Source organism: Nocardia altamirensis NBRC 108246, from assembly GCF_001612685.1.
GTDB lineage: Bacteria > Actinomycetota > Actinomycetes > Mycobacteriales > Mycobacteriaceae > Nocardia > Nocardia altamirensis.
Window position 1 is genome coordinate 20,953 of record NZ_BDAY01000086.1, and the last position, 6,920, is coordinate 27,872.

The 6,920-nt window shown below is 66.6% G+C and carries 4 protein-coding genes; 1 reads left to right on the top strand and 3 read right to left on the bottom strand.

The window, feature by feature from the left end; all coding sequences use genetic code 11:
- Genes NA11_RS35290 through NA11_RS35300 form a run of 3 tightly spaced genes read right to left on the bottom strand, consistent with a single transcriptional unit; the run spans window position 1 to window position 3,343 of the window.
- Window positions 1-444: a response regulator gene (locus tag NA11_RS35290; protein WP_069166412.1), complete on the bottom strand. Its 444-nt coding sequence runs from the start codon at window positions 442-444 to the stop codon at window positions 1-3.
- Window positions 441-2,090, bottom strand: a complete 1,650-nt coding sequence (locus tag NA11_RS35295) for a sensor histidine kinase (protein WP_069166413.1) — start codon at window positions 2,088-2,090, stop codon at window positions 441-443. Before NA11_RS35295 ends, NA11_RS35290 begins: the two co-directional genes overlap by 4 nt.
- Window positions 2,087-3,343: a PP2C family protein-serine/threonine phosphatase gene (locus NA11_RS35300; protein WP_069166414.1), complete on the bottom strand. Its 1,257-nt coding sequence runs from the start codon at window positions 3,341-3,343 to the stop codon at window positions 2,087-2,089. The genes NA11_RS35295 and NA11_RS35300 overlap by 4 nt, the downstream gene beginning before the upstream one ends.
- A gap of 589 nt (window positions 3,344-3,932) precedes the next feature.
- On the opposite strand from NA11_RS35300, the gene NA11_RS35305 reads away from it, so the two are divergent.
- Window positions 3,933-6,572 (top strand): MFS transporter, encoded by a 2,640-nt coding sequence (locus NA11_RS35305; RefSeq protein ID WP_069166421.1) that lies wholly within the window; start codon window positions 3,933-3,935, stop codon window positions 6,570-6,572.
- The last annotated feature ends 348 nt before the right edge of the window (window positions 6,573-6,920 follow it).

Consider the following 6,920-nt stretch of genomic DNA (forward strand, 5'->3'; position numbering starts at 1 on the left):
TCAGCGCTGCCGTGGTAGCCGCACGACCTGGACGAAGAAGTCGTCGATGTGCTTGATGGCGGCGACGAATTGGTCCAGGTCGACCGGCTTGGTCACATACGCGTTGGCGTGCAGCTTGTAGCTGCGCAGGATATCCTCCTCGGCTGCCGAGGTGGTGAGCACGACTACCGGAATATGGGCGAGGTCCGCATCGGCCTTGATCTTCTCCAGCACTTGGCGGCCATCGTATTTCGGCAGGTTCAGGTCGAGCAGGATCAGGTCCGGCCGCGGCGCCTCCGCGTGCTCGCCCTGCCGGTACAGGAAGTCGAGCGCCTCCTGCCCGTCGTGAGCGACATGCAGGGTGTTGCCGATTTTGTTGTCCTCGAACGCCTCTCTTGTCATCAACTCGTCGCCGGGGTCGTCCTCCACGAGCAGGATGTCGATGGGCTGACCAGGATTACTCACGCCGGATCTCCTTGCGATGATGGTTCGACTTGCTGAGTTGCGCGGACCGGCTCGTCCGATTCCGCGGGTGCCTCGTCGACGGGCGCATTGAGGGTGAAGACGAAGCGGGTGCCACCGGTGTACTCGGTGTCGAGCCAGATCTTGCCGCCGTGATGTTCGACGATCTTCTTGCAGAGCGCGAGCCCGATCCCGGTTCCGGTGTACTCCTCGCGGCTGTGCAGCCGCTGGAAGATCACGAACACCTTCTCCGCGAACTCCGGCGCGATGCCGATGCCGTTGTCGGACACCGAGAATCGCCAGCCGCCGGTGTCGCCGTCCGGTGTGCAGTCCAGCCGGACGATCGGCGCCCGATCGGGCGCGCGGAACTTGATCGCATTGCCGATCAGATTCTGCCACAGCATGGTCAGCAGCGTCGGATCACCGGTGATCTCCGGCAACGTGTCGGGACGTTCGAGCCGCAGGTCGGTGTCCTCGGCGGCGGCCGCGAGGTTGGCCATCGCCTTGTCCAGCGTCTGGTCGAGGCCGATCGGCACGTTGCCGTCGATGACCCGGCCGACCCGGGAGAAGGTGAGCAGATCGTTGATGAGGACCTGCATGCGCTTGGCGCCGTCCACCGCGTAGGCGATGTATTGGCCTGCGCGCTCGTCTAGTTGGTCGCCGTAGCGCTTCTCCAGCAGCTGGCAGAACGCGGCGATCTTGCGCAGCGGTTCCTGCAGGTCGTGCGAGGCCACGTAGGCGAACTGCTCAAGCTCGGCATTGGACCGGCGCAGCTCCGCGGCCTGGGCGTCCAGTTCCGCCGTCTGCTGTGCGAGGGCCGCCTCTTGGACCCGGGAGGACGCCAGCTCGGCGACGACACGGCGGCGCATCGCCTCCACCGCCTCGGCGACGGTGGCCAGATCGGTCGGGCCGTGCGCGGTGATGTGATGGTCGAAATCGCCGTCGGCCACCTGCTTGGAGGCGGCCTCCAGATCGTCGAGCGGGCGCGCCACCAGCTTGCGCACCAGGATGGTCAGCGCGACCGCGGCGAGCAGGAAGGCGGCGACCATGCTGCCGAGCACCCAATCACGCACCGTACGAACATCGTTCAGCTCGGCTCGGTCCCGGTCGACCGTGTCGGCGAGTTCGGTGTTCTGGGTGGCGAACAGGGTGCGCAGCCGATCGAAGGTCGCCTTGCCGCGCTCGGCGGCTGCCGCGTCGGCGGCGGTGGTCCCGCGCGCGGAGACGGCGGCGATCAGCGGCTCGGCGTAGCCGGCGCGCCATTCGGTGGCCGCCCGCTCCACCGCGTCGAGCTCGGTGAGCAGCGGCGGGCGATCGGCGAGCAGCACGCGGATGGCGGCCACGGACTTCGCCTCGTCCTGCTGCCCGTCGAAATACGGTGCGAGGAACTGGGAATCGGCGCTGATCGCGTAGCCGCGGATGCCGGTCTCCTGGCTGAGCAGCGCGCTTTGCAGCCGGAAGGTTTCGGCGACAGCGGGCTGGAGGCGGTCGGTCAGTCGGTCGGCGACGCTGTTGGTTTTGCTGAGCTGGTGCGCGCCGAGAACGGCGCCGATGATCACCAGGATCACCATGAGGGCGAGCACCAGCAGGAACCAGCCCTGCACGGTCAGCCGGCCGGCCACGGACTGTCGTCGGGGCAACGTTGTCATCGGTTGTCCTGGTTGGGGTTCCGGTGATGCCACTGCAGATACATGACCGCGACATCGTCGGCAAGCCCGCCGTGTGCCTCGGCGAGTTCCTCGGCGCGCTGGATCAATTCGTCGACGAACAGCGCCGGGGCGGGGGTCGTGATCGTGCGCGCCAGCTCGAGCAGGCCCTCCTCGCCGAGGCGGTCGTGACCTTCGTCGGTGTGTCCTTCGAACAGACCGTCGGTGAACAGCATCAGCCCGGTGTCGAGCGGGAGCGTCATCTCGTGGGCGAACCATTCGGCGCGGCCGGGAAAGAAGCCGAGCGCGGGACCGCCGGGCACCTCGACCCACTGCACGTCGGTACCGGTGCGCAGCAGCATGCCGGGATGCCCGGCCCTGGTGACCAGCACCCGGCGGTTTTCGGGGTGCAAGGTCATGCTGGTGAGGGTGGCGAAGGTCTGGTTGCCGCTGCGTTCGGCGAGCAGCACCTCCTCCAGCAGCGACAGCTGCCGGATCCCGGAGATATCACTGAGCACCAGCGTGCGCCAGGCCAGCCGCAAAGCGACCCCGGTCGCGGCCTCATCCGGTCCGTGGCCCGAGACGTCGCCGATCAGCGCGTGCACGGTGCCGTCGGCCTGCTGCACCACGTCGTAGAAGTCGCCGCCGAGCAGGGCATTGGTGCGGCCAGGGCGGTAGCGCGCCACGATGTCGACGGCGCGTTCGCCGCGCATCAGCGGAGTGGGCAGCAGGCCGCGCTCGAGGCGGGCGTTCTCCTGAGCGCGCATCTGACTCGCGCGCAGCGCCGCGGCAGCCCGCTCGGCCTGCTTACGCTGGATCGCGTAACGCAGTGCGCGGCCGAACAACTCGGGCTCGACCCGGCCCTTCACCAGGTAGTCCTGGGCACCCGCTGCCACGGCGGCCAGCCCGGTCTGCTCCTGGTCGAGGCCGGTGAGCACGACCACCGCCACCTGATCGGTGTACTCCTGCACCCGCGCGAGCGCCTCCAAGCCCTGCGCGTCGGGCAGGTGCAGGTCGAGCAGCACGCAGTCGGGCAGGCCGGTTGCCAGTCGTTCGCGTGCCTCGGCGGCGGAACGGACCCAGCGCATCGGCAGGCCGGGGGCGCCGTCGGCGATCAGTTCCTCGACGAGCAGCGCGTCGGCCTGGTCGTCCTCGACGAGCAGGACCGATAGTTCCTGCCAGTTCCAGTCCGCGTTGGTGCGCGGATGGGCGCCACCGCCAAGCAGGCCCGCAGGCCAACTCTGCCCGGAAAGCATCGACCCGGTCTCCTTTCGTCCGCGTTAGCTACTCGTTGTCGCGACGCACGACTTACGCGGAATACCCAGAATTCCGGAGAGCACCCTGACATCTGTCCGTCTCACGATGCCATACCGGCGCTGCCTTCCTCACCAGCCCGCGCACGGGAATGTCTTACCAGGTGCGCCGGGTCCGGGCGGCGATTGTGCGCGGGGCGTCTCGCTCGCGGACGAAAAGCCTTATCCGGCAACCGCCTATCGCGTTGTGGCGACGGCCGATACCGACCCCGTGTGGAAAACCGGTTGGCGGGGCTCTGTATATTTTGCTTCAGCAACTAGTTGCGCGGGTCAATTAAGTCTGTGGGTGGGTCTGGCCGGCGTCGTTATGCCTCGCGAATGACCGCCTACGGTGCAGCGATAGGCTCGCCGCATTGTTGCACGCTGAGATATCGACCAGCAGTAGACAGCAGTTCGCTTGTGGCACATGGCCGGGCCGAGCGCCGGGCCGATCCGATCGACGGCCGCATCGGTGCCGGCGGCCACCGCCGAAGGGGTTCCCCACCGCTTCGAGACAACTCCACAAGAGATAGCCGACCAGAAACAGGCGCATATGACGAATTCGACCACCCAGGCAGCGGTGCCGGGCGTGGATGCGGGCGAGGCACTGCGACCACCCACCCCGCAGGCTGCCGACACCCTGTCGCACCGGCAGATCCTGACCATCCTGTCCGGGCTGATGCTCGGCATGTTCCTGGCCGCCCTCGACCAGAACATCGTCAGCGTCGCGATCGTGCGGATCGCCAACAGCTTGCACGGATTCGACGAACAAGCGTGGGCCACAACGGCCTACCTGATCACCGCGACCATCACCACGCCGCTGTACGGCAAGCTCGCCGACATCTACGGGCGAAAGCCGTTCTACCTGATCGCGATCGGGCTCTTCATCGTCGGCTCGGTGGCATGTACCTTCGCCACGTCGATGTATCAGCTCGCCGGGTTCCGCGCGTTCCAGGGCCTCGGTGCGGGTGGACTGATGTCGTTGGCGTTCACCATCATCGGCGACATCGTGCCTGCCAGGGAACGAGTGCGCTATCAGGGCTACTTCATGGTGGTCTTCGGCGGGGCCACCGTGCTCGGGCCGGTACTCGGCGGCTTCTTCTCCGACTACGACACCCTCGGCGGCATCGACGGGTGGCGGTGGGTGTTCCTGGTGAACGTGCCGGTCGGAGTGCTCGCGGTGCTCGTCGTCGGCAAGGTGCTCAACGTGCCGCACCAGCGGCAACGCCATCGCATCGACTGGTTCGGCGCGGTAACCATGACGATCTGCGTTGTGCCGTTGCTGATCGTTGCCGAGCAGGGCAGGCATTGGGGATGGAGCTCCGACCGGTCGCTGCTCTGCTACGGGATCGGCGCGGGCGGGTTGCTGTTGTTCCTGCTCGTCGAGTTCCTGATGAAGGACGCGGCGCTGATTCCGTTGCGGCTGTTCAAGAGTTCGACGTTCAGCGTCACCATTCTCGGCGGGTTCATCATCGGTGTCGCCATGTTCGGCGCGATCACCATGGTGCCGCAGTACCTCCAGGTGGTTCGCGGGTTCTCGCCGACGAAAGCGGGCTTGCTGATGCTGCCGCTCGTCGTCGGCATCACGATCGGCTCGCAGCTCGCCGGTCGGATCACCAAATGGACAGGGCGCTACAAGATCCTGCCGGTAGCAGGCTCGTTCATCATTGCGGCAGGCTCGGCGCTGCATGCGCAGGTGCAGTACGACAGCCCGCTGTGGCAGCCGCTGGTGTACGGCGGCGTCATCGGGCTCGGCCTCGGTGGCTGCATGCAGACGCTGATCATCGCGGCGCAGAACGCAGGTCCGCGCTCGGACATGGGTGTGTCGACCGCGTCGGCGACGTTCTTCCGGCAGATGGGCGGCACGCTCGGGGTCGCGGTGTTCCTGACGATTCTGTTCAACCTGTTGCCGCGCAAGATCATCGACGCGTTCGGCGGGCAGTTGCCGCCTGGGTTCGATGCGGCGCAGCTCAGTGCTATGCAGAGCAATACGAGTGGTATTGCGGCCATGCCCGAGGAGTTGAAGGTACCGATCCTGACCGGTTTCACGGACTCGATGGCGTGGGTGTTTTATGTCGCCGCCGGGATTGCGGTGCTGGCGGGTGTGGTGCTGATGTTCATGAAAGAGATTCCGTTGCAGGATGTTCCGCAGGCGGCGCCCGCGGAGGAGGCGCCGGCTGAGTCGAAGTGGGATGAGGACCAGATGTGGGAGGGCGCCGCGCAGGTGCTCTCCGAGCCCGAGCCGGAATTGGTCGGTGCGGGTAGTCGACAGAGCGCGGCGGAGCATCACGGCAACGGTTTGTATCAATTCGCCACGGCGGAGGCGGGTTCCGCGGTGGCAGTGCTCGATGCCGATGCCGATGCCGATGCCGACGCCTTCGCCGGTACCGACACCAACGCCTTCGCTGAACTCGAGGACCGCTCGATCGGCGGGTACATCCGCCGCGAGGACGGACATCCGGTGCCTGGCGCGGCGCTCACCCTGATCGATCAGCGCGGGCATCAGGTGTCGCGGGCGGGCGGAGATGCCGACGGCGGCTACGTCATTCGCGTGCCGGAGACCGGCAGCTATGTCCTGATCGTCTCGGCGACGGGCCATCAACCGGCAGCCGTCACAGTCACTGTCGGACAGCAGGCGCACCGAATGGATGTGGCGCTGTTGGGGTCCGGTGAGTTGTCCGGCGTGGTCCGGTCGTCCGTGCGCGGCACTCCGCTGCCCGGCGCAAGGATCACGCTGACCGATTCGGACGGCGACGTGGTCGGCACCGCAACCACGGCCCCCGACGGCGCGTACACCTGCCACGGCATCGTCTCCGGCACCTACACCTTGGTGGCGGTGGCCGAGCACATGCGCCCCGGTGCGATCACCCTCACCGTCCCCGACAGCGGATTACTGCGCCAGGACATCGAATTGGCGCCGATGGCGGTGCTCGCAGGCTGGGCACTCGCCGACGGCGGACGCGCAGTCCCCGACGCCCAGATCAGCGTCCTGGACGCGACCGGCGACCTGACGGCGTCAGCACGAACGGACGACAACGGCCACTACATAGTCACCGACCTCCCAGAGGGCAGATACACAGTCGTCGCCCGCGGCTATCCACCGGCCACCAGCCAGATCACCGTCGCAGGCGGCGAGGTCAACCACGACGTGAAACTCGGCTACCACCCCAACGATTCGCCGAACACTGGGTAGAGCCGACCCGGACCCGCACCCTTACCGTGGATTCGCACCCCTTCTAGCACCTCAGAACGAGTGCGGATCCACAGAACGAGTGCGGATTCGAGCCTTCGGCCGTGAACCGCGAGCTCGCAGGTGACTTGACGTAGGAATTGTGCTCTTGACCCATGCTGCAGCATGGGTCAAGTGCATGTTCTGTACGTCAAGTGCGCCCGGAGGAAACCGAGAGGCGGCGAACTTCTTGGTGGGCTTGACCATTCGACTTCTTTGATCTTGAAAGCTCTCGAAACGAGAGCACAGCCAAGTGACCCGGCTGGGACGAGAGAACGCGTGATCGACTGCGGAGGTCAGCCGGGTACGGCA